This is a genomic window from Bacillus sp. CPT56D-587-MTF (assembly GCF_058792335.1).
In genome coordinates this window covers 3,505,687-3,529,468 of the sequence record NZ_JBYTEF010000001.1, presented here as the reverse complement: position 1 = coordinate 3,529,468, position 23,782 = coordinate 3,505,687, and the positions used below count along the sequence as shown (strand labels likewise).

At 37.5% G+C, this 23,782-nt stretch carries 24 protein-coding genes and 1 other annotated feature; all 24 genes read left to right on the top strand.

Features of this window, described 5'->3' with window-relative positions; all coding sequences use genetic code 11:
- The first annotated feature begins 36 nt into the window (after positions 1–36).
- The 24 genes from spoIIGA to pyrE all read left to right on the top strand — a co-directional run bounded on the left by spoIIGA (position 37) and on the right by pyrE (position 23,758).
- Positions 37–954, top strand: coding sequence for a sigma-E processing peptidase SpoIIGA (spoIIGA, locus tag AC3WVZ_RS18060; RefSeq protein WP_000261975.1), 918 nt, complete (start codon positions 37–39; stop codon positions 952–954).
- 20 nt (positions 955–974) lie between these two features.
- Positions 975–1,694, top strand: coding sequence for an RNA polymerase sporulation sigma factor SigE (sigE, locus tag AC3WVZ_RS18055; protein WP_000976948.1), 720 nt, complete (start codon positions 975–977; stop codon positions 1,692–1,694).
- Between the two features lie 157 nt (positions 1,695–1,851).
- Positions 1,852–2,631: an RNA polymerase sporulation sigma factor SigG gene (gene sigG, locus AC3WVZ_RS18050; RefSeq protein WP_000197755.1), complete on the top strand. Its 780-nt coding sequence runs from the start codon at positions 1,852–1,854 to the stop codon at positions 2,629–2,631.
- 163 nt (positions 2,632–2,794) lie between these two features.
- Positions 2,795–3,076, top strand: a complete 282-nt coding sequence (locus tag AC3WVZ_RS18045) for a YlmC/YmxH family sporulation protein (protein WP_000236745.1) — start codon at positions 2,795–2,797, stop codon at positions 3,074–3,076.
- Positions 3,077–3,196: 120 nt separating this feature from the next.
- A complete protein-coding gene (gene pgeF / locus AC3WVZ_RS18040) occupies positions 3,197–4,015 on the top strand; it encodes a peptidoglycan editing factor PgeF (RefSeq protein ID WP_017657591.1) in 819 nt (272 codons plus the stop codon).
- A complete protein-coding gene (locus AC3WVZ_RS18035) occupies positions 4,012–4,686 on the top strand; it encodes a YggS family pyridoxal phosphate-dependent enzyme (protein WP_000218005.1) in 675 nt (224 codons plus the stop codon). The genes pgeF and AC3WVZ_RS18035 overlap by 4 nt, the downstream gene beginning before the upstream one ends.
- A gap of 19 nt (positions 4,687–4,705) precedes the next feature.
- Entirely contained in the window at positions 4,706–5,176 is a 471-nt protein-coding gene (locus tag AC3WVZ_RS18030) for a cell division protein SepF (RefSeq protein WP_000119129.1), read from the top strand.
- Between the two features lie 6 nt (positions 5,177–5,182).
- Positions 5,183–5,446 (top strand): YggT family protein, encoded by a 264-nt coding sequence (locus AC3WVZ_RS18025; protein ID WP_000214233.1) that lies wholly within the window; start codon positions 5,183–5,185, stop codon positions 5,444–5,446.
- 15 nt (positions 5,447–5,461) lie between these two features.
- Positions 5,462–6,229, top strand: a complete 768-nt coding sequence (locus tag AC3WVZ_RS18020; protein ID WP_002164454.1) for a YlmH family RNA-binding protein — start codon at positions 5,462–5,464, stop codon at positions 6,227–6,229.
- A gap of 89 nt (positions 6,230–6,318) precedes the next feature.
- Positions 6,319–6,825: a septum site-determining protein DivIVA gene (gene divIVA, locus AC3WVZ_RS18015; protein ID WP_001131611.1), complete on the top strand. Its 507-nt coding sequence runs from the start codon at positions 6,319–6,321 to the stop codon at positions 6,823–6,825.
- A 51-nt stretch (positions 6,826–6,876) separates the two neighbouring features.
- Positions 6,877–7,100, top strand: a binding site (T-box leader).
- A 71-nt stretch (positions 7,101–7,171) separates the two neighbouring features.
- Positions 7,172–9,937 (top strand): isoleucine--tRNA ligase, encoded by a 2,766-nt coding sequence (ileS2, locus tag AC3WVZ_RS18010; RefSeq protein ID WP_000455951.1) that lies wholly within the window; start codon positions 7,172–7,174, stop codon positions 9,935–9,937.
- A 157-nt stretch (positions 9,938–10,094) separates the two neighbouring features.
- Positions 10,095–10,424 (top strand): TraR/DksA family transcriptional regulator, encoded by a 330-nt coding sequence (locus AC3WVZ_RS18005; RefSeq protein ID WP_233935230.1) that lies wholly within the window; start codon positions 10,095–10,097, stop codon positions 10,422–10,424.
- Between the two features lie 124 nt (positions 10,425–10,548).
- Positions 10,549–11,007 carry a lipoprotein signal peptidase LspA gene (gene lspA / locus AC3WVZ_RS18000; RefSeq protein WP_000642185.1) on the top strand — a complete coding sequence of 153 codons (459 nt, stop codon included), beginning with the start codon at positions 10,549–10,551 and terminating at the stop codon, positions 11,005–11,007.
- A gap of 4 nt (positions 11,008–11,011) precedes the next feature.
- The gene (locus tag AC3WVZ_RS17995; protein ID WP_000005829.1) at positions 11,012–11,920 is read left to right on the top strand and encodes an RluA family pseudouridine synthase; all 909 of its coding nucleotides are present in this window, start codon (positions 11,012–11,014) and stop codon (positions 11,918–11,920) included.
- Positions 11,921–12,123: 203 nt separating this feature from the next.
- The gene (gene pyrR / locus AC3WVZ_RS17990) at positions 12,124–12,666 is read left to right on the top strand and encodes a bifunctional pyrimidine operon transcriptional regulator/uracil phosphoribosyltransferase (RefSeq protein ID WP_001156491.1); all 543 of its coding nucleotides are present in this window, start codon (positions 12,124–12,126) and stop codon (positions 12,664–12,666) included.
- A gap of 146 nt (positions 12,667–12,812) precedes the next feature.
- Positions 12,813–14,096, top strand: a complete 1,284-nt coding sequence (uraA, locus tag AC3WVZ_RS17985) for a uracil permease (RefSeq protein WP_000435928.1) — start codon at positions 12,813–12,815, stop codon at positions 14,094–14,096.
- Between the two features lie 148 nt (positions 14,097–14,244).
- Positions 14,245–15,159 carry an aspartate carbamoyltransferase gene (gene pyrB, locus AC3WVZ_RS17980; protein WP_000018867.1) on the top strand — a complete coding sequence of 305 codons (915 nt, stop codon included), beginning with the start codon at positions 14,245–14,247 and terminating at the stop codon, positions 15,157–15,159.
- A complete protein-coding gene (gene pyrC / locus AC3WVZ_RS17975; RefSeq protein ID WP_001108367.1) occupies positions 15,143–16,429 on the top strand; it encodes a dihydroorotase in 1,287 nt (428 codons plus the stop codon). The genes pyrB and pyrC overlap by 17 nt, the downstream gene beginning before the upstream one ends.
- Positions 16,426–17,523, top strand: coding sequence for a carbamoyl phosphate synthase small subunit (locus tag AC3WVZ_RS17970; RefSeq protein ID WP_000828680.1), 1,098 nt, complete (start codon positions 16,426–16,428; stop codon positions 17,521–17,523). The genes pyrC and AC3WVZ_RS17970 overlap by 4 nt, the downstream gene beginning before the upstream one ends.
- On the top strand, positions 17,508–20,726 hold the full coding sequence (gene carB / locus AC3WVZ_RS17965; protein WP_001126101.1) for a carbamoyl-phosphate synthase large subunit: 3,219 nt from the start codon (positions 17,508–17,510) through the stop codon (positions 20,724–20,726). The genes AC3WVZ_RS17970 and carB overlap by 16 nt, the downstream gene beginning before the upstream one ends.
- Positions 20,723–21,502 carry a dihydroorotate oxidase B electron transfer subunit gene (gene pyrK / locus AC3WVZ_RS17960; RefSeq protein ID WP_000983359.1) on the top strand — a complete coding sequence of 260 codons (780 nt, stop codon included), beginning with the start codon at positions 20,723–20,725 and terminating at the stop codon, positions 21,500–21,502. The genes carB and pyrK overlap by 4 nt, the downstream gene beginning before the upstream one ends.
- Complete coding sequence (gene pyrD / locus AC3WVZ_RS17955; protein WP_001081049.1) at positions 21,499–22,428, top strand: dihydroorotate oxidase B catalytic subunit; 930 nt, start codon at positions 21,499–21,501, stop codon at positions 22,426–22,428. The genes pyrK and pyrD overlap by 4 nt, the downstream gene beginning before the upstream one ends.
- A complete protein-coding gene (pyrF, locus tag AC3WVZ_RS17950) occupies positions 22,413–23,129 on the top strand; it encodes an orotidine-5'-phosphate decarboxylase (protein WP_000083510.1) in 717 nt (238 codons plus the stop codon). Before pyrD ends, pyrF begins: the two co-directional genes overlap by 16 nt.
- On the top strand, positions 23,126–23,758 hold the full coding sequence (gene pyrE, locus AC3WVZ_RS17945) for an orotate phosphoribosyltransferase (protein WP_000711440.1): 633 nt from the start codon (positions 23,126–23,128) through the stop codon (positions 23,756–23,758). The genes pyrF and pyrE overlap by 4 nt, the downstream gene beginning before the upstream one ends.
- Positions 23,759–23,782: the final 24 nt, after the last annotated feature.

Sequence of the window (23,782 nt, the reverse complement as noted above, 5' to 3'; positions counted from 1 at the left end):
TATACTAGTCTCAACTTGAAAAAAGAGGTGAATTGTTTGGTTGTTTACGCCGACGTTGTTTGGTTGTTAAACGCCTGCATTGATTTTCTTTTGCTTTTATTAACAGCTACCGTGTTAAAAAAGAAAATCAAAAGATGGAGGCTTGTGTTAGGGGCATTTATAGGTTCAACTATTGTTATTTTTGCCTTTACTCCTTTTGCTTCTATGATGACACATCCAATTATGAAACTACTGTACTCGTTACTTATTGTGTATACAGCATTTGGGTTTACGACATTTAGAAATTATGCACAAACTGTTTTTACTTTTTACTTTGTAACCTTTATGGTTGGCGGAGGATTAATTGGAACTCATTTCTTTTTGCAAACGAATGAAATGGTAAATGGATTGGTTCAATCTCAGTCAATTTCTTACGGTGATCCAATTAGTTGGTTATTTGTTATTTTTGGTTTTCCAGTAATTTATTATTTTTCTAAAAAGCGTATTGAAAGCGTAGAGGTCACGAAAATACACTATGATCAAATTGTGAAAGTAAAAATTCAATTAGCCGAAGAAGAACTAGAACTCGCAGGTCTTATTGACAGTGGGAACCAACTTTATGACCCATTAACAAAAACACCTGTTATGATTATGCATGTTTCATCATTAGAACATTGCTTACCATCTTGGTTAACAGAACAAATTTATTCCAAAACAGAAATTCCTCAAATACCAGAAAATGATTCTGGTTGGGCGACCAAATTACGCTTAATTCCTTTCCGTGCAGTAGGAGTAGAGAGTCAATTTTTGTGGGCAATTAAGCCTGACAGTGTGCAAGTTGACCATGAAGGTAGTTCTATTGTTGTAAACAAAGTATTAATTGGATTAAATACACAACAGCTGTCTACTAATGGGGAGTATCAATGTATTGTGCATCCAAAAATGTTGATTTCGCAAAAAATGGTGATCGCTTAATAAATGAGAGGCGGGATAATATGATGAAATTAAAATTTTATTTAGTATACCTTTGGTATAAAGTATTGCTGAAATTAGGAATTAAGACCGATGAAATTTATTATATTGGTGGAAGTGAAGCGTTGCCACCACCGTTAACAAAAGAAGAAGAGGAAGTTCTTTTGAATAAATTGCCAAAAGGAGATCAGGCAGCAAGGTCATTACTTATTGAACGTAACTTAAGGCTCGTTGTATATATAGCAAGAAAGTTTGAAAATACAGGGATAAATATTGAAGATTTGATTAGTATAGGAACAATCGGCCTTATTAAAGCGGTAAATACATTTAATCCAGAAAAGAAAATAAAATTAGCAACATATGCATCGCGTTGTATAGAAAATGAAATTTTAATGCATTTACGTCGAAATAACAAAAATCGTTCGGAAGTTTCTTTTGATGAACCACTAAACATTGATTGGGATGGGAATGAACTGTTATTGTCTGACGTGTTAGGTACAGATGATGATATTATTACAAAAGATTTAGAAGCTACTGTAGATCGTCACCTTTTAATGAAAGCATTACACCAATTAAATGATCGTGAAAAACAAATTATGGAACTTCGGTTTGGGCTTGCTGGAGGAGAGGAAAAGACGCAAAAAGATGTGGCTGATATGCTTGGGATTTCACAGTCATACATTTCGCGTTTAGAAAAAAGAATTATAAAAAGATTACGAAAAGAATTTAATAAAATGGTGTAAAGAATAAGACCAGCCGTTATGTAGGCTGGTCTTATTCTATTTAGTTGTATTAGGAAAGATAATTTAAATAATAAATCGTGAAAAAACCACATGCATAAAATCCCCTTCAAAGGAAATACTTTACACTGTACAGCAACTCCCGATAGGAGGGAACACTTTGACGAGAAACAAAGTAGAAATTTGCGGTGTTGATACAGCTAAACTTCCAGTATTAAAAAATGAAGAGATGCGTAAATTATTTCGTGAAATGCAAAGTGGAGAGATAAGCGCAAGAGAAAAATTAGTGAATGGAAACTTACGTCTTGTACTGAGCGTCATCCAAAGATTTAATAACAGAGGAGAATATGTTGACGATTTATTTCAAGTTGGTTGCATCGGACTTATGAAATCAATTGATAATTTTGATTTAGGCCAAAATGTAAAATTTTCAACGTATGCTGTGCCGATGATTATTGGGGAAATACGCAGATATTTGCGTGATAATAATCCGATTCGCGTATCGCGCTCATTGCGAGATATTGCGTATAAAGCTTTACAAGTAAGAGAAAAATTGATTGCAGAAAATTCAAAAGAACCAACAGCAATGGATATTGCAAAAGTGCTAGAAGTAACTCATGAAGAGATAGTATTTGCTTTAGATGCGATTCAAGATCCAGTTTCATTATTTGAACCGATTTATAATGATGGGGGAGATCCTATCTTTGTTATGGATCAGTTAAGTGATGAAAAACAAAAGGACGAGCAGTGGGTTGAAGAATTAGCATTGAAAGAAGGAATGAAGCGTTTAAATGATAGAGAGAAAATGATTATTAGAAAACGTTTCTTCCAAGGAAAGACACAGATGGAAGTTGCAGAAGAAATTGGGATTTCCCAAGCGCAAGTATCACGTTTAGAGAAGTCAGCCATTAAACAAATGAATAAAACGATTCAAGGATAAGGTCTCACCAATTATGGTGAGACCTTTTTATATGTAATATGGTTTGTGCTCATAGTAGGGGATTAGTGTTCATATAATGAAACTAGCATGGTGTTTCGTATAGGTGGTTTCCTGTAAATATGAGAAACAGTTTCCAATTTGTCATATAAGGGAGAGGATAAAAATGGTGATACGAATTTCAGAGTTACAGATGAAGGATGTTATAAATATTTCAGATGGAAAAAGGATTGGGAATATTGGAGATATTGAAATTGATATGAACACAGGGAAAATTTGTTCTGTTATTATTTCCAAACAGACACGTATGCTAGGTATTTTTGGAAAAGATGTTGAGATTGTAATTCCTTGGAAGGAAATTGTGAAAATTGGGGAAGATGTCATACTTGTAAGAGTAAATCCTGTTAATTCTGTAACAGAATCAATACAAACACCGACAATTTCATAAAGAATATTACAAATTCCTCTTTTTTTTCTGTTAGGATTATGAAAAAATAAAAGTATGGTAAAATAGACAGGAAGTACCATGCTTTTTTCTGTTATTTTAATTAAAAGGAGCCGCTTTATTATGAGAGAACCATTTAAATATGTGGACGGTATACTGTATTTACAAGCGTGGAAAGAACTTGGAAACATTACTGCTGGATTTACGACAAAAGATGGTGGGATAAGTACGGGCTCCTTTCATGCGATGAATTTAGGATTACATGTGAATGATATCGTGGAGAACGTTCATGAAAACAGACGCATTTTAGCAAATAAGTTACAAAAACCATTAGAAAACTGGATTTGCTCTGAACAAGTTCATGCTCATCATGTTGAAAAAGTAGGGCAACAGGAAAAGGGAAGTGGTGTCTATTCATATGAGGACGGCATTTCAAAAACAGATGGCATTTATACGAGTAATGAAGATGTTCTGTTAACGTCTTGTTACGCGGATTGTGTTCCGCTCTATTTTTATGCACCATCACATGGTATGATAGGACTTGCGCATGCTGGATGGAAAGGCACTGTACAAGAGATTGCAAAGGAAATGATTCAAAAGTGGAATGCAGAAGGTATTTCAAGTGATGAAATTCATGTTGCAATTGGGCCGTCGATCGGATCTTGTTGTTATGTTGTGGATGATCGTGTATTAACAGCAGCACAGGAAGTAGTTAGCGGTGCTGTTCCTCATCAAAAAATTTCTGACGGGCAGTACGCAATTAATTTAAAAGAAATTAATCGTATATTATGTGTACAAGCAGGCATAAAAGAAGAGCATATTGTAATGTCATCTCTTTGTACAAGCTGTGAAGAGCAACTATTTTTCTCTCATCGTCGTGATCAAGGTAAGACAGGAAGAATGTTGAGTTTCATAGGTTTTAAGGGGGAAGGAAGCAAGTGACAGTACAAGAAAATTTAGTAATTGTAAATGAAGCTATTAAAGAATCTTGCGCTCGAGCTGGACGTTCGTTGCAAGATATTAAACTTGTTGCAGTTACAAAAACTGTAGGGATTGAAAAAACAAACGAAGTAATTGAAGCTGGAATTATCGATTTAGGTGAAAATAGAAATGAAGGTTTCTTACAGAAATACGAGCATTTCGGTTCAAAAGTTAATTGGCACTTTATTGGCTCATTACAAACGAGAAAAGTAAAAGAAATCATTAATGAAATTGATTATTTACATTCGTTAGATCGTCTTTCGCTGGCGAAAGAAATTCAGAAACGTGCTGATAAGAAAGTGAAATGCTTTATTCAAGTGAAAACCTCATCTGAAGAATCGAAGCAAGGATTGGCAATAGAAGAGGTTGTTTCTTTTATTCAAAGTTTGCAAGAATTCGATAAAATTGAAGTGGTTGGACTAATGACGATGGCTCCATTTACAGAAGAAGAGGAAGAAATCAGACGCTGTTTTAAGGAATTACGTATGCTGCAAACAGAGGTGCAGGAGCTAGAGTTATTACATGCGCCATGTAAAGAATTATCAATGGGAATGTCCAACGATTACACAATTGCAATTGAAGAAGGGGCTACATATATTCGTTTGGGAACGATTTTAGTAGGAAAAGCGTAAAAGGAAGGAGAATCTTATTATGAGTTGGTCAAAAGTAAAATACTTCTTTTTTGATACACCGGAAGAAAAAGAAGCAGCTCAATATGGTTATGAAAAGGAGCAAACAGACATGAAAAAGCAGCAAGATCCACCAGAACAACAAGACGTTACGTTTCCGAAAGCGCAACCGAAGCAAAATGTTGTGAGTATTGAAACAGCAAAACAATCTTCAAAAGTTGTTTTATTAGAACCACGCACATATTCGGAAGCACAAGGGATTGCGGACCACTTAAAAGGTAGACGAGCTGTTGTAATTAATTTGCAGAGAATGTCTACTGATCAAGCGGTACGTATCGTTGACTTTTTAAGTGGTACTGTATACGCTATAGGCGGGGACATTCAAAAAATAGGGCCGAAAACATTTATGTGTACACCTGAAAATGTAGATATTGTTGGTGCGATTTCAGAGTTATTCGGTGAAGAAGAAGAAACAAATATAAAGAGGTGGTAATACGCCATGACAACAGTTTTTATAGTGTTAAGTTATGCTATCGAGATTTACTCGTGGGCACTTATTATTTACATTCTCCTATCATGGTTTCCTGGTGCAAAGGAATCATCTTTTGGAGAGTTCCTGGCACGTATTTGTGAACCGTATTTAGAACCATTCCGCCGCTTTATTCCGCCGCTTGGAATGATTGATATTTCTCCAATCGTTGCGATCTTTGCGTTGAAACTTGCTAAAACTGGTTTGTTCAGTTTATTAAGCTATTTCTTATAGTAAGAAGGTAAATACATGAGCATCTACGAACATTTTAGGCCTGATGAGGAGGTCTTTGTGGATAAAGTGCTAGAGTGGAAGCGAGCGGCGGAGTACCATCAAGTGAAGTTAACGGATTTTCTTGATCCTAGGCAACAACAAATTGTTTCTATGGTAATAGGACAAGGTGATGTTGCTGTACAATTTGGTGGTGCAACGCCTAATGCAGAGCGTAAAAGAGCACTTATTTATCCAGACTATCTAGAATTAAATGAAGAAGAATTTCAAGTAGAAGTATTAGAAATTGACTATCCTTCCAAATTTTATACGCTAGAACATAGGCAAATATTAGGTACATTTATGTCTCTTGGTTTAACAAGAGAAAAATGTGGTGATATTTTGCTGCAAGAAAATCGTGCCCAAATTGTAGTTGCGAAAGAAATTGTATCGTATATTGAGATGAACTTACAATCAATAGGGAAAGTAAAAGTCTCTTTAGCGTCAGTGCAAGGAGAACAAATTCTACAGATAGATGAAACGTGGGGAGAGAAATCTGGAACGGTTTCTTCACTTCGTTTAGATGTTATGTTAGCTGAAATGTTACATTTATCTAGACAGAAAGTACAACCTTTCATAAAAAATGGTTTAGTAAAAGTCAATTGGAAAACAGTGGAGCAAACTTCTTATGAATGCTATCCAGGAGATGTTTTTTCTGTTAGAGGATATGGCCGAAGTAAATTATTTTCTGTAGAAGGTAGAACAAAACGCGACAAATGGAGAATTTTGTATGGTATACTAAAATGATTGGTTTTTTAGAAGGAAATCCCCCTATTTTGTCGAAGAAAAGATATAATTGAAAGAGGAAATTTAGATAACTACTTGGAGGTGGCGTTGTGCCGTTAACACCATTAGATATTCATAACAAAGAATTTGGTCGCGGATTCCGTGGCTATGATGAAGATCAAGTAAATGAGTTTCTTGATCAAATTATCAAAGATTATGAATTGGTCATTCGTGAGAAAAAAGCTTTAGAAGAAAAAGTTGCGCAGTTAGAAGGGAAGTTAGATCATTTCTCTAATATTGAAGATACGTTAAACAAATCTATCGTCGTTGCACAAGAAGCAGCGGAAGAAGTAAAACGTAATGCGCAAAAAGAAGCGAAATTAATTGTGCGTGAAGCTGAAAAGAATGCTGATCGTATTATTAACGAAGCATTAGTAAAATCAAGAAAAGTTGCTTTTGATATTGAAGAGCTAAAGAAACAAGCGAAAGTATTCCGAACTCGTTTCCGTATGTTATTAGAAACACAGCTTGAGATGTTAAACAACGATGATTGGGATAAACTAATTGAATTAGAAGACGAAGTAGATGAACTGTTGAAAAAAGAAGAAACAGTGTAAGCTTGACGTTTTTCTCATTATTACATATAATTTTAAACAACATATTTATTAAGAAAAACGAAGATAGGGATAAGTACCTTTTCAAACCTTATATAGCGAACTGAGGATGGTGTAAGCTCAGGATAAGGAGATAGTGGGAATATCACCCTGGAGTTCCGCGCTGAACAAATAGAGTAAGCGTAGGCGTGTATTCGCGTTAAGAATATAAAGAGGATTCTATACATATGTATATGATCTACTAGGGTGGTACCGCGGGAGACTTTCTCGTCCCTTTTTGGGATGAGAAGGTCTCTTTTTTATTCCGTTTTTTAAGTGTTTCTTTTATACATGTAAGGAGGAATTGAGCATGGAGTACAAAAATACATTACTGATGCCAAAAACAGAGTTCCCAATGCGTGGGAATTTACCAAAACGTGAGCCTGCAATGCAAGAAAAATGGGCTGAAATGAATATTTACGAAAAAGTACAAGAACATACAAAAGGACGTCCTTTATTTGTATTGCATGATGGACCTCCATATGCGAATGGTGACATTCATATGGGACATGCATTAAATAAAGTATTAAAAGACTTTATTGTTCGTTATAAATCAATGACTGGTTTTAGTGCGCCATATGTTCCAGGATGGGATACGCACGGTTTACCAATTGAACAAGCTTTAACAAATAAAGGTGTAAAACGTAAAGAAATGACAGTTGCTGAGTTCCGTAAGTTATGTGCAGAGTATGCATATGAACAAGTAGAACGTCAACGTGAACAATTTAAGCGTCTAGGTGTACGTGCAGATTGGGATAATCCATATATTACTTTAGAGCCAGCTTATGAAGCACAACAAATCAAAGTGTTTGGTGACATGGCGAAAAAAGGTTATATCTATAAAGGTCAAAAACCAGTTTACTGGTCTCCAACGAGTGAATCTGCTTTAGCGGAAGCTGAAATTGAATATCAAGATAAAAAATCAGCATCTATTTACGTAGCATTCCCTGTAAAAGATGGAAAGAACGTATTAGAAGGTGATGAAAAGTACATCATTTGGACAACGACACCTTGGACATTACCTGCAAACTTAGGTATTTCTGTTCACCCAGAGCTTGAATATAGCATTGTAAAAGTAAACGATGAGAAATATATCATTGCTTCTGAGCTGTTTGAGACAGTTGCAAAAACGTTAGAGTGGGAAAATGCTGAAGTTGTGAAAACAGTAAAAGGTAGCGAACTTGAGTACACAGTTGCAAAACATCCATTCTACGATCGTGATTCATTAGTTATGCTAGGAGACCACGTAACAACAGATGCAGGTACAGGTTGTGTTCATACAGCACCAGGACACGGGGAAGATGACTTCGTTGTTGGTAAAAAGTATGGATTAGAAGTACTTTGCCCAGTCGATGATAAAGGTGTATTAACAAATGAGGCACCTGGATTTGAAGGCTTATTCTATGATAAAGCTAATAAACCAATTACAGAAAAATTAGAAGAAGTAGGCGCGTTACTGAAACTAACATTCATTACACATTCATACCCACATGATTGGAGAACGAAAAAACCAATTATTTTCCGTGCGACAGCACAGTGGTTTGCATCTATTGAAGCATTCCGTAAAGAATTAATAGAAGCTGTAGCAGAAACAAAATGGGTACCAGCATGGGGAGAAACTCGTCTTCATAATATGGTTCGTGACCGTGGTGACTGGTGTATTTCTCGTCAGCGTGCTTGGGGTGTGCCAATTCCGGTATTCTATGCTGAGAATGGTGATCCAATTATTACGGATGAAACAATTAACCATGTAGCAGATTTATTCCGTGAACACGGTTCTAACGTATGGTTCGAGCGTGAAGCGAAAGATCTATTACCAGAAGGATTTACACATCCAGGTAGCCCAAATGGCGAATTCCGTAAAGAAACAGACATCATGGATGTATGGTTCGATTCAGGTTCTTCTCACCAAGCGGTATTAGAAGAGCGCGAAGATTTACAGCGTCCAGCTGATTTATATTTAGAAGGATCTGACCAGTATCGTGGTTGGTTTAACTCTTCATTATCAACAGCAGTTGCTGTAACAGGTAAAGCTCCATATAAAGGCGTACTAAGTCACGGTTTCGTACTAGATGGTGAAGGACGTAAGATGAGTAAGTCGATTGGAAACATTGTCGTACCGAAGAAAATTATGGATCAATTAGGCGGAGACATTTTACGCTTATGGGTATCTTCTGTTGACTATCAATCTGACGTACGTATTTCAGATGATATTTTAAAACAAGTAGCAGAAGTGTATCGTAAAATCCGTAACACATTCCGTTTCTTATTAGGAAACTTAGACGACTTTAAGCCAAGTGAAAATGCAGTAGCTGTAGCTGAACTTCGTGAAGTAGATCGTTACATGTTAGTGAAATTAAATGACTTAATTACAAAAGTTAAAGAAGCATATGAGACATACGACTTCGCTGCTGTGTATCATGCAATTCATAACTTCTGTACAATTGATTTAAGTTCATTCTATTTAGACTTTGCAAAAGACATTTTATATATTGAAGGTGCAAACCACGAAGATCGTCGTGCGATTCAAACTGTATTATATGATGTTCTTGTTGCGTTAACGAAACTTGTAACACCAATCTTACCGCATACAGCTGATGAAGTATGGCCATACATTCCAGGCGTAACAGAAGAAAGTGTACAATTAACTGATATGCCAGAAGCTGTACAATTAGATGACGCGGAAGCGTTAAAAACAAAATGGGATGCATTTATGACATTACGTGATGACGTGTTAAAAGCACTAGAAGTAGCTCGTAATGAAAAAGTAATCGGTAAGTCATTAAATGCAAGCATTACGCTATATCCAACTGCAGAAATGAAAGCTATGTTAGAGTCTATTAGCGAAGACTTAAAGCAATTATTCATCGTTTCTGAGTATAAACTTGGTGGTATGATGGATGAAGCGCCAGCAGATGCACCGAAGTATGAACATACAGCGGTTGTTGTTGCTCAAGCAACTGGTGAAACATGTGAACGTTGTTGGGTAGTTTCAGAAACAATTGGTAAAGATGCTGAACATGAAACATTATGTGAGCGTTGTGCAACAGTTGTTAAAGAAAACTATGTAAAATAATAAAAAAAGCTGACTGCTATTGATGCAGTCAGTTTTTTTGTTTATGGCATATCAAAATCACTTTCAGACTCTTTCCTGTGAAGGAAAAATGTGTGTGAGGTAAGCAAATAAATTTCGGACACACTAACTGTACATTACAGCTAGGAGGAATGTACACGTGAATGAAATTTACATGGAAATAAAAGAAGAATTGCAATTGATGAGAAAAGAGTTGCAAGAGAGACTAGCTAAAGAAGTAATGCACAAATATGATGTCGAGTTCAGCCAAGAGTTTGGATATGAAATTAAGGAAGAGATAAAGAAAAAATTGCTATTACATGATATAAAAGAGGATTTAAAGGATGTAGAACGCGCATTATTTAAAATGGAAATAGACATGTATGGTATTTGTGAAGAGACGGGGAGATTAATTTCGACAAAGCAAATGAAGACAATGCCGACTGCCCGTACGATTCATGAATTCTTTTATGAAAAGGTAAATGTATGAATACGCACAACGATATTATATTACCTTTTTTTAATTTATTTTATTCTTCTATAAAGGTTCATTGTGAAAAGGTAGCAGCTATGCTAAAATTTTGAGGTACACTGTCTTTGTGGGGGAAATGAAAATGATATATTATGTAATAGCGTTATTCGTCATTGCTATCGATCAAATATCGAAGTGGTTAATTGTAAAGAACATGGAATTGGGTACGAGTATTCCGATTATCGACAATGTATTATACATAACATCACATCGAAATAGAGGCGCTGCTTGGGGTATTTTAGAAAATAAAATGTGGTTCTTCTACATTATTACAGTTGTTTTTGTAGTGTTTATTGTATTTTATATGAAAAAGTATGCGAAAACAGACAGGCTTCTAGGTATTTCGTTAGGCCTAATTTTGGGCGGGGCAATTGGTAACTTTATTGATCGTGTATTTAGACAAGAAGTAGTGGATTTCATTCACGTGTATATTTTCTCGTACAACTATCCAGTATTCAATATAGCTGATTCAGCATTATGTATTGGTGTTGTATTAATTATTATTCAAACATTATTAGAAGGCAAGAAAGCGAAGGAGTAATTGAATGAGTGAAGTAGTACAAGTAACAGTTGCAGCAGAGCAAAAAAACGAGCGAATTGATAAATTCGTTGCAGGGATAAATAACGAATGGTCACGTACGCAAGTGCAGCAATGGATTAAAGATGACGTTGTGACAGTAAACGGGAAAGCGGTAAAAGGGAATTATAAAGTAAAAGAAGAAGATGAAATTACAGTAACAATTCCTGAACCAGAAGAGTTAGATATTCAACCAGAGGATTTAAATTTAGAAATTTATTATGAAGATGCAGATGTGCTTGTTGTAAATAAGCCACGTGGTATGGTTGTACATCCAGCACCAGGGCATACAAGTGGTACACTTGTAAATGGCCTTATGCATCATTGTACAGACTTATCAGGCATTAACGGTGTAATGCGTCCAGGTATCGTGCATCGTATTGATAAAGATACATCTGGACTATTAATGGTTGCTAAAAATGATATGGCACATGAATCGCTTGTGAATCAGCTTGTAGCAAAAACAGTAACGAGACGTTACAAAGCGATTGTACACGGTGTGATTCCGCATGATAAGGGGACGATTGATGCTCCGATTGCTCGTGATAAGAAAGAGCGTCAAAGTATGACAGTTGATGAAAATGGTAAGAACGCTGTTACGCACTTCCAAGTGTTAGAACGCTTTAAAGACTTTACACTTGTAGAATGTCGCTTAGAAACGGGACGTACGCACCAAATTCGTGTTCATATGAAATATATTGGCTATCCACTTGCAGGAGATCCGAAGTATGGTCCGAAGAAAACGTTAGATATGAATGGACAAGCACTTCATGCGGGTATTTTAGGCTTTGATCATCCTCGTACGGGTGAATATATTCAGTTTGAGGCACCGATTCCAGAAGTGTTTGAAGACGCATTAAATATTTTACGAAAATAGTATTGACAAATCATAAGAAAACTGAGATACTGACAACAGTTAAATAATGATCCTTTAACACAGCCCCGTGAGGTTGAGAAGGTAACGGTTTGAAATACTTAGGGTATGTTGTACCCTTTTTTCAAAAGTCCTCTCGCACACGCTGAGAGGACTTTTTTTATACCATTACTCTCACGCAAGAAAAAAGCTTGGAGGTGTAGAGCATGCAAGAGAAAGCTGTCGTTTTAGATGACCAAATGATTCGCCGCGCTTTAACACGAATTAGTCATGAAATCGTGGAACGAAATAAAGGTGTCGATAATTGTGTTCTTGTCGGAATTAAAACTCGTGGAATTTTTATTGCACAACGTTTGGCAGAACGAATTGGTCAAATTGAAGGAAAAGAAATGGAAGTTGGAGAGTTAGACATTACGTTATATCGTGATGATTTAACACTACAATCGAAAAATAAAGAACCACTTGTAAAAGGTTCTGATATCCCTGTAGATATTACGAAGAAAAAAGTTATCCTTGTGGATGACGTATTATATACAGGAAGAACAGTTCGAGCAGCAATGGATGCTCTTATGGATTTAGGTAGACCATCTCAAATCCAATTGGCGGTTCTTGTTGATAGAGGTCATCGCGAATTACCAATTCGCGCTGATTATGTAGGGAAGAATATTCCAACATCAAGTGAAGAGCGTATCGAAGTTGATTTGCAAGAGACAGATCAACAAGATCGAGTAAGCATATACGATAAGTAAAGCCCTTTTAAATGTAGTCCTGTGAGGCTGCCAAAGGGTCTTGGCTTTCATATGTCAAATTTGGCATACGAAAGTGTAGGACTCTTTGTGCACAGGCACAAAGAGTTTTTTTATTGCAAAGATTTAAACTGAGGGAGGATGTAACAATGGAACAAAAGCCAGTGTTAGACGTTAATGAAGTACCGAAACCGGGAAAATGGTTATTTTTAAGTATACAACATTTGTTCGCGATGTTTGGATCAACAGTGCTTGTTCCGTTTTTAACAGGATTGAATCCATCAGTAGCATTAATATCAAGTGGATTAGGAACGTTAGCATTCCTTCTTATAACGAAAGGTCAAGTACCTGCTTATCTAGGATCATCATTCGCCTTTATCGCACCGATTATAACAGCGAAAACGGCAGGTGGACCGGGAGCGGCAATGCTTGGTGGTTTGCTAGCAGGACTTGTGTACATCTTAATCTCACTCGGAATTAAGAAATCAGGATCAGAGTGGATTATGAAATTACTACCACCAATCGTAGTTGGTCCAGTAGTAATGGTAATCGGTCTAGCTTTAGCACATACAGCAGTTAACATGGCGATGAACGGTGCGGATGGCAAATATAGCTTTACACACTTTTCAGTAGCGTTAGTAACATTAGCAATTACAATTATATGCTCGATATTTGGAAGAGGATTTTTCAGTATCATACCAGTGTTACTTGGCATTATCGGCGGATATATCTTCGCTTACTTCCAAGGGCTAGTAGACTTAAAGCCGGTAGCTGAGGCAAAATGGTTTGTTGTACCAGATTTCACAGTACCATTTGTAACATACACACCAGAGTTTTCATGGAAGATTGTACTCTTGATGGTACCAGTTGCACTAGTAACAATATCAGAACATATCGGACATCAAATTGTTCTTGGAAATGTTATTAAAAGAGATTTAATTGAAAAACCAGGTTTACACCGTTCAATCTTCGGTGACGGAGTAGCAACATTAATCGCGTCACTAATCGGTGGGCCACCGAATACAACGTATGGTGAAAACATCGGTGTGCTAGCAATTACGAGAGCATACAGTGTATACTTATTCATCGGTTCAGCAGTATTCGCAATCATGTTCGGATTTATCGGTAAGATTTCTGCACTGATTCATTCGATCCCAACACCAGTTATGGGTGGTGTATCAATCTTACTATTCGGTGTAATCGCATCAAGCGGATTACGCATGATGGTAGATGATAAAACAGATTTAAGTGACAAACGAAACTTAATGATTGCATCAGTAATATTAGTAATCGGTATTGGTGGAGCGGTACTTCACGTAGGAGAATCATTCCAAGTAGAAGGAATGGCACTAGCAGCAATTGTAGGTGTACTGTTAAATCTACTACTACCGGAAACGAAACAAATAAAACAATCTAAGCAGATTGCTTCATAATAATAACCTTTTAATTCAGTCCTGTGAGACCGGAAAGGGTGGCTTCTTTCTTGCACCCTAGTCTCACACGATTAGGGTATTTTTATGCAAAGGTTGTTATAAAAATTCAAAAGTGGTAACATAAAAATCAGAAAGATGAGGGATGACGATGAGCCATTTGTTAACGATGAGTGAATTATCGGAAGTAGAAATTTCAGAAATCCTAAAAGATGCAGAAGATTTTGTGAATGGAAAAGAGAGCAAAACGACAGAGCAAACTTTTGTTGCGAACTTGTTCTTTGAGAATAGTACGAGAACGAGATTTAGCTTTGAAGTTGCTGAGAAGAGATTAGGACTTGATGTTTTAAACTTTTCAGCTGATGCATCTAGCGTACAAAAAGGAGAAACTCTATACGATACGATAAGAACACTAGAATCAATCGGAACAAAAGCAGTGGTCATCCGCCACGAGCAAGATCGCTACTTCGATGAACTAAAAGATCAGGTGAATATTCCAATCTTAAATGCTGGAGATGGATGCGGAAACCACCCAACACAGTGCCTACTGGACCTTCTTACAATTAAACAAGAGTTTGGAAGATTTGAAGGTTTGAAGATTGCAATAGTAGGAGATGTTCGTCATAGCCGAGTAGCACGTTCTAATGCAGAAGCATTAACGAAGCTTGGTGCAACAATTTACTTTGCAAGTCCAGAAGAGTGGAAAGATGAAGACAACACATTTGGAACATACAAACCATTAGATGAACTTGTTCCAGAAGTTGATGTAATGATGTTACTCCGTGTACAACATGAGCGTCATGATCATTATGAAACAGACATTATGAAAGAATATCATGAGAAACACGGATTAACAGTAGAAAGAGAAAAGCGTATGAAAGAAGGAAGCATTATTATGCATCCAGCTCCTGTAAACCGTGATGTTGAAATTGCAAGTGAACTTGTTGAGTGTGAGCGTTCACGTATATTTAAACAAATGGAAAATGGAGTTTACGTAAGAATGGCTGTACTAAAACGCGCCTTACCAAATGTATTAGGAGGAATGAAACATGAATTATTTGTTTAAAAATGGTCGTTATATGAATGAAGAAGGAAAAATCGTAGCAACGGATCTTCTCGTACAAGACGGTAAAATCGCTAAGGTAGCAGAAAATATTACGGCAGATAATGCTGAAGTAATCGATGTGAACGGAAAGTTAATCGCACCTGGATTAGTAGATGTACACGTACATCTTCGTGAACCAGGTGGTGAACATAAAGAAACAATTGAAACAGGTACACTAGCAGCGGCAAAAGGTGGATTCACTACAATTTGCGCAATGCCAAATACACGCCCGGTACCAGATTGCAGAGAACATATGGAAGACTTGCAAAAACGTATTGAAGAAAAAGCTCATGTTAACGTACTACCATACGGAGCAATTACAGTACGTCAAGCTGGTTCTGAAATGACAGATTTCGAAACATTAAAAGAACTTGGAGCATTTGCTTTCACAGATGACGGCGTAGGCGTACAAGATGCGAGCATGATGTTAGCGGCTATGAAACGTGCAGCAAAATTAGATATGGCAGTAGTTGCGCACTGTGAAGAGAATACGCTTATTAATAAAGGTTGTGTACATGAAGGGAAGTTTTCTGAGAAACACGGATTAAACGGTATCCCATCAGTATGTGAATCTGTACATATTGCAAGGGATATACTGCTTGCTGAAGCAGCAGATTGCCACTATCACGTATGTCATGTAAGTACGAAAGGTTCTGTACGTGTAATCCGTGATGCGAAACGCGCTGGAATTAAAGTAACAGCAGAAGTAACACCGCATCACCTAGTGTTATGTGAAGATGATATCCCATCAGCTGATCCTAACTTTAAAATGAACCCACCGCTTCGTGGAAAAGAAGACCATGCAGCATTAATTGAAGGTTTATTAGATGGAACGATCGATATGATCGCAACTGACCATGCACCGCATACAGCGGAAGAGAAAGCACAAGGAATTGAAAGAGCACCGTTTGGAATTACTGGTTTTGAAACAGCATTCCCGCTTCTATACACAAACCTTGTGAAAAAGGGAGTTATTACGCTAGAACAGTTAATTCAATTCTTAACAGAAAAGCCAGCTGATACATTCGGCTTAGAAGCAGGTCGCCTAAAAGAAGGTAGAGCAGCTGATATTACAATCATTGATTTAGAACAAGAAGAAGAGATTGACCCAACAACATTCTTATCAAAAGGAAAAAATACACCATTCGCAGGTTGGAAATGCCAAGGATGGCCGGTAATGACAATCGTTGGTGGTAAGATCGCATGGCAAAAGGAGAGTGCATTAGTATGAAAAGACAACTTATCTTAGAAGATGGAACAGTATTAATTGGAACAGGTTTCGGAGGCGAAATCGAAAAGTCAGGTGAGGTTGTATTTACAACAGGAATGACTGGATATCAAGAAACATTATCTGATCCATCATATTGCGGTCAAATCGTAACATTCACGTACCCATTAATCGGAAACTACGGCATTAACCGTGACGATTTTGAATCCATTCACCCATCTGTAAATGGTTTAATCGTAAACGAAATTTGTGATCACCCATCAAACTTCCGTAATGAAATTTCGTTAAATGATTACTTGAAAGAAAGAAATATCCCAGGATTAGCAGGGATTGATACGAGAAAATTAACGAGAAAAATTCGTCAATACGGTACATTACGTGGACGCCTTTGTAACATGGATGCAGATGTAGAGTACATTGTAAGCCAATTAAAAGCGACAGTATTTACAGATCATGTAAAACGCGTATCAACGAAAGATCCATACCCAAGCCCAGGTCGTGGTCACCGAGTTGTACTAGTAGACTTCGGTATGAAACATGGTATTTTACGAGAATTAAATAAGCGTGACTGTGATGTAATTGTAGTTCCTTACAACACAACAGCGGAAGAAATTTTACGCCTTAGCCCAGATGGAATTATGTTAAGTAATGGACCTGGAGATCCGAAAGATGTACCAGAAGCAATTGAAATGTTAAAAGACATTATCGGTAAAGTTCCTTTATTCGGAATTTGCCTAGGACATCAATTGTTCGCTCTAGCATCAGGTGCAAATACAAGTAAGTTGAAATTTGGTCACCGTGGTTTAAACCATCCAGTAAAAAATCTTGCAACTGGAAAAGTAGCAATTACATCTCAAAACCACGGATACGCAGTAGAAGAAGAATCAGTTGAAAATACAGATCTTGAAATTACACATGTTGCTTTAAACGATGGAACGGTAGAAGGTCTTCGTCATAAGAAGTTCCCGGCATTTACAGTACAATACCATCCAGAAGCTTCAGCGGGACCAGAAGATGCAAATGATTTATTCGAAGATTTCTTAACAATGATTGAAAACTTCAAGAAAGAAGGGGAAGAGTTATGCCAAAACGCCTAGACATTAACACAATTTTAGTAATCGGATCAGGACCAATTGTAATTGGGCAAGCAGCGGAGTTTGACTACTCTGGTACACAAGCTTGTCAATCTCTTAAAGAGGAAGGTTACAAAGTAATCCTTGTTAACTCTAACCCAGCAACAATTATGACGGATACTGCAACAGCAGATAAAGTATACATCGAGCCATTAACATTAGAATTCGTAAGCCGTATTATTCGTAAAGAACGTCCTGATGCAATCCTACCAACATTAGGTGGTCAAACAGGTTTAAACATGGCTGTTGAACTTGCAAAATCAGGCGTACTTGACGAGTGCGGAGTTGAAATTTTAGGAACAAAATTATCAGCAATCGAGCAAGCGGAAGATCGTGATTTATTCCGTACATTAATGCAAGATTTAAATGAACCAACACCACCAAGTGAAATTATTCATAACCTTGATGAAGCATATGGATTTGTAAACGAAATTGGTTACCCAGTAATCGTTCGACCAGCGTTCACATTAGGAGGAACGGGCGGCGGAATTTGTCATAACGAAGAAGAGCTAATTGAAATCGTAACAAGTGGTTTAAAACATAGCCCAGTAACACAATGTTTATTAGAGAAAAGTATTGCTGGCTGTAAAGAAATTGAATACGAAGTAATGCGTGATTCAAATGATAACGCGATTGTAGTGTGTAACATGGAAAATATCGATCCAGTTGGTGTTCATACAGGTGATTCAATCGTTGTAGCACCGAGCCAAACGCTAAGCGACCGTGAATACCAAATGTTACGTAACACGTCATTACGAATTATTCGTGCACTAGGAATTGAAGGTGGATGTAACGTTCAGCTTGCACTAGATCCATATAGCTTCCAATACTATGTAATCGAAGTAAATCCACGTGTAAGTCGTTCATCTGCACTAGCATCTAAAGCAACTGGATATCCAATTGCGAAATTAGCAGCAAAAATTGCAGTCGGCTTAACGTTAGATGAAATCGTAAACCCAGTAACACAAAAAACTTACGCTTGCTTCGAGCCAGCGTTAGACTATGTTGTTTCAAAAATTCCACGTTGGCCGTTTGATAAGTTTGAATCAGCGAACAGAACGCTTGGAACACAAATGAAAGCAACTGGTGAAGTTATGTCAATCGGACGTAACTTAGAAGAATCATTACTAAAAGCAGTTCGTTCTTTAGAGCTTGGCATTTATCACTTAGAATTAGACCACTTAAAAGAACTTGATAAAGAAACGATGAAAAAACGTATCATTAAAGCGGATGATGAACGACTGTTTATTGTAGCAGAAGCAATTCGCCAAGGTGTAACGAAAGAAGAAATCAATGAATGGTGTGAAATGGACTTCTTCTTCTTACAAAAAGTTGAAAACATCGTAAATATGGAACGTGAAGTAAAAGCGAATGTAGGAAATATGGAAGTACTACAAACTGCAAAAGAAATGGGCTTCAGCGATCACTACATTGCAGCAGCTTGGAACAAAACGGAGCGCGAAATTTACGATATGCGTAAAGAAAATAATATGATGCCAGTATTCAAAATGGTAGATACTTGTGCGGCAGAGTTTGAATCTGCAACGCCATATTACTACAGCACATATGCGGACGAAAATGAATCGATTGTAACAGATCGTAAGAGTGTAGTAGTTCTAGGATCTGGTCCGATCCGTATTGGTCAAGGTGTTGAGTTTGATTACGCAACAGTTCACTCAGTATGGGCAATTAAAGAAGCTGGATATGAAGCAATTATCATTAACAACAACCCAGAAACAGTTTCAACAGACTTCAGTATTTCTGACAAATTATACTTTGAACCATTAACGATTGAAGATGTAATGCATATTATCGATTTAGAAAAACCAGAAGGTGTTATCGTTCAGTTCGGTGGACAAACGGCAATTAACTTAGCAGCGAAACTAGAAGAACACGGTGTGAAAATTTTAGGAACATCACTTGAAGACTTAGACCGTGCAGAAGATCGTGATAAATTCGAAGCTGCTTTAACAAAACTTGGCATCCCGCAACCAGTTGGTAAAACAGCAACGACTGTAGAACAAGCGGTAGCAATCGCAGAAGAAATTGGTTACCCAGTATTAGTAAGACCATCTTACGTACTAGGTGGACGTGCGATGGAAATCGTATATCGTCAAGAAGAACTACTGCACTACATGAAAAATGCAGTTAAAGTTCATGCAGATCACCCAGTATTAATCGACCGTTACATGGTTGGTAAAGAAATTGAAGTAGATGCAATTTCCGATGGTGAGAATGTATTCATTCCAGGTATTATGGAACATATTGAACGCGCTGGAGTTCACTCTGGTGACTCAATTGGAGTATATCCACCACAAAGTTTATCTGAAAAACTAAAAGAACAAATCATTGAACATACAATTGCACTTGGAAAAGGATTAAACATTGTTGGATTACTAAATATCCAGTTTGTAGTATTCAAAGATCAAGTGTACGTAATTGAAGTAAATCCACGTGCAAGCCGTACAGTACCGTTCTTAAGTAAAATTACAGGCGTACCGATGGCGAATGTTGCAACGAAAGTTATTTTAGGGCAAGACCTAGTAGAGCAAGGATACGGAACTGGCTATCACCCAGAAGAGAAAGAAGTATATGTAAAAGCTCCGGTATTCTCATTCGCGAAACTACGCTCAGTTGATACAACATTAGGACCTGAAATGAAATCAACAGGGGAAGTAATGGGTAAAGACTTAACGCTTGAAAAAGCATTATATAAAGGATTAGTTGCTTCTGGAATTAACATCCCAACGCACGGCTCAGTAATCATTACTGTAGCGGATAAAGATAAAGAAGAGGCGATGGAAATTGCAAAACGTTTCCACGAAATCGGCTATAACTTATTAGCAACAGCTGGAACAGCACAATCATTAGAAGAGCAAAATATCCCAGTACAAGTTGTAAACAAAATTGATTCTGAAGACTACAACTTACTAGATATTATCCGTCAAGGAAAAGCACAGTTTGTAATTAACACATTAACAAAAGGTAAACAACCAGCGCGTGATGGTTTCCGCATTCGCCGTGAATCAGTAGAAAATGGTGTGGCTTGCTTAACATCACTTGATACAACAAGAGCAATCTTACGAGTATTAGAATCTATGACATTCTCAGCTCATTCAATGAAAGAAATTACGCAAACAAAGCGTCACGAGGTGGTACATGCATGATGCAAAAGCAAAATATGATCGTCGTTAACCAAAAAGAAATCGCAAAAAATATTTACGAATTAGTGCTTCAAGGAACGTTAGTACAGCAAATGAACGAACCAGGGCAGTTTGTACACATTAAGGTAGCAGAGGGCATTGCGCCCCTTCTGCGCCGCCCAATTAGTATTTGTAATGTAGATCAAGAGAAGAACGAATTTACAATGCTATATCGTGCCGAAGGACAAGGGACAAAAACATTAGCAACTAGAAAACAAGGTGAAATGGTAGATGTACTAGGACCATTAGGACACGGTTTTCCTGTAGAAGAAGCAGAAGCTGGTCAAACAGCTTTACTAGTAGGTGGGGGAATTGGTGTACCACCACTTTATGAATTATCACAGCGCCTCGTTGCAAAAGGTGTACGTGTTATTCACATCTTAGGCTTTCAAACGAAAGATGTAGTTTTCTATGAAGAAAAATTTGCAGAACTTGGTGATACGTACGTTGCGACAGTAGACGGTACACACGGTACAAAAGGATTTGTCACAGATGTAATTGATAATTACGGAATTGACTTTGATATTCTTTATTCATGTGGTCCGCTAGCGATGCTTCGTGCATTAGAAGGACGTTACAAAGAGAAAAAAGCCTATATTTCATTAGAAGAACGTATGGGCTGTGGTATTGGAGCTTGTTTCGCATGTGTATGCCACTTACAAGAAGATCCAAGTGGACATTCTTACAAGAAGGTGTGTAGCGACGGACCAGTATTTCCAATCGGGGAGGTTGTACTATGAACAGATTGCAAGTTGAATTACCAGGATTATCATTAAAAAATCCAATTATACCGGCATCTGGATGCTTTGGGTTTGGTCGTGAATATGCACAGTTTTACGATTTAAGTGTACTAGGATCAATCATGATTAAAGCGACGACAGAACAACCACGTTATGGAAATCCAACGCCTCGTGTTGCTGAAACACCAGGGGGCATGCTAAATGCAATCGGACTTCAAAACCCGGGATTAGACAAAGTAATGAATTCGGAATTACCATGGTTAGAACAATTTGACCTTCCAATTATTGCAAACGTTGCAGGCTCACAAGCTGAGGATTACGTAGCGGTTGCGAAGGAAATTTCTAAAGCGCCTAATGTCCATGCACTAGAATTAAACATTTCTTGTCCGAACGTAAAAACAGGTGGTATCGCCTTTGGTACAAATCCTGAAATTGCTGCTGATTTAACGAAGCGAGTAAAAGAGGTTTCTGAAGTACCTGTATACGTGAAATTGTCACCGAACGTGGCAAACATAGTAGAAATTGCAAAAGCGATTGAAAATGCAGGTGCAGATGGTTTAACGATGATTAATACATTGCTTGGTATGCGTCTAGATTTAAAAACAGCTAAACCAATTTTAGCAAACCGTACAGGCGGATTATCAGGTCCTGCGATTAAGCCAGTAGCAATTCGCATGGTACATGAAGTAAGCCAAGCGGTTAACATTCCAATTATCGGAATGGGTGGTATTGAAACAGCTGAAGATGTAATTGAATTCTTCTATGCTGGCGCAAGCGCAGTTGCAGTAGGTACAGCGAACTTTATCGATCCGTTCGTATGTCCGACAATTATTGAAGAGTTACCAGCATTATTAGATGAATTAGGATTTGATCACATTTCGGAATGTCAAGGAAGGAGCTGGAAGCAAACATGTCACAGTCGTTAATCGTTGCATTAGATTTTCCAGGGAAACAAGAAGTAGAACAATTCTTACACCACTTTGAAGGGGAAGAGTTATTTGTCAAAGTAGGTATGGAGTTATTTTACAAAGAAGGCCCTGCGATTATTACGTACTTAAAAGAAAAGGGACATAAGATCTTCTTAGATTTAAAACTTCATGATATTCCGAATACAGTAAAAAGCGCTATGCGTAGCCTAGCTAGTCTAGATGTTGATATGGTAAATGTTCATGCTGCTGGGGGAAGCAGCATGATGAAAGCTGCGATTGAGGGATTAGAGGAAGGTAAGCAAGAAGGAAAAGAGAGACCGATTTGTATTGCAGTTACACAACTAACAAGCACTTCGGAAGCTATGATGAAAAAAGAGATCGGCATTGAGAAAACGTTAGAAGAAGCGGTTGCTCATTATGCAAAATTAACGAAAGAAAGTGGACTTGATGGCGTTGTTTGTTCAACACTTGAAGTTCCAAAATTACGTGAAGTATGCGGAAATGAATTTGTAACAGTAACACCGGGGATTCGTCTTGCAAGCGATGATGTAAATGACCAAGTGCGCGTAGCAACACCGAAACGTGCGAGGGAACTTGGCTCAAGCTACATCGTAGTTGGACGTAGTATTACAAAAGCAGAAAATCCGCTTGAAGCGTATAAAACAGTAAAACAACAGTGGGAAGGTGTAACAGTATGAAAAAAGAAATCGCATCGCATTTATTAGAAATTGGAGCAGTATTTTTACAACCGAATGATCCATTCACTTGGTCTTCAGGTATGAAATCACCAATTTATTGTGATAACCGTTTAACTTTATCTTATCCAAAAGTACGTCAAGCGATTGCAGCTGGATTAGAAGAGTTAATTAAAGAGCACTTCCCAACTGTAGAAATTATTGCAGGAACAGCAACTGCTGGTATTGCGCACGCTGCATGGGTAAGCGATCGTATGGATTTACCAATGTGCTACGTACGTAGTAAAGCAAAAGGTCACGGTAAAGGGAACCAAATCGAAGGAAAAGCTGAAAAAGGTCAAAAAGTCGTAGTAGTAGAAGACTTAATTTCAACTGGCGGTAGTGCAATTACATGTGTAGAAGCACTTCGCGAAGCTGGATGTGAAGTATTAGGAATCGTATCAATCTTCACATATGAATTAGAAGCAGGAAAAGAAAAACTAGAAGCAGCTAACGTAGCATCATATTCTTTAAGTGATTACAGTGCATTAACTGAAGTTGCAGCAGAAAAAGGTATGATTGGACAAGCTGAAACGAAAAAATTACAAGAGTGGCGTAAAAATCCAGCTAACGAAGCTTGGATCACAGCGTAACACGAAAAAAGACGACCGCGGGGG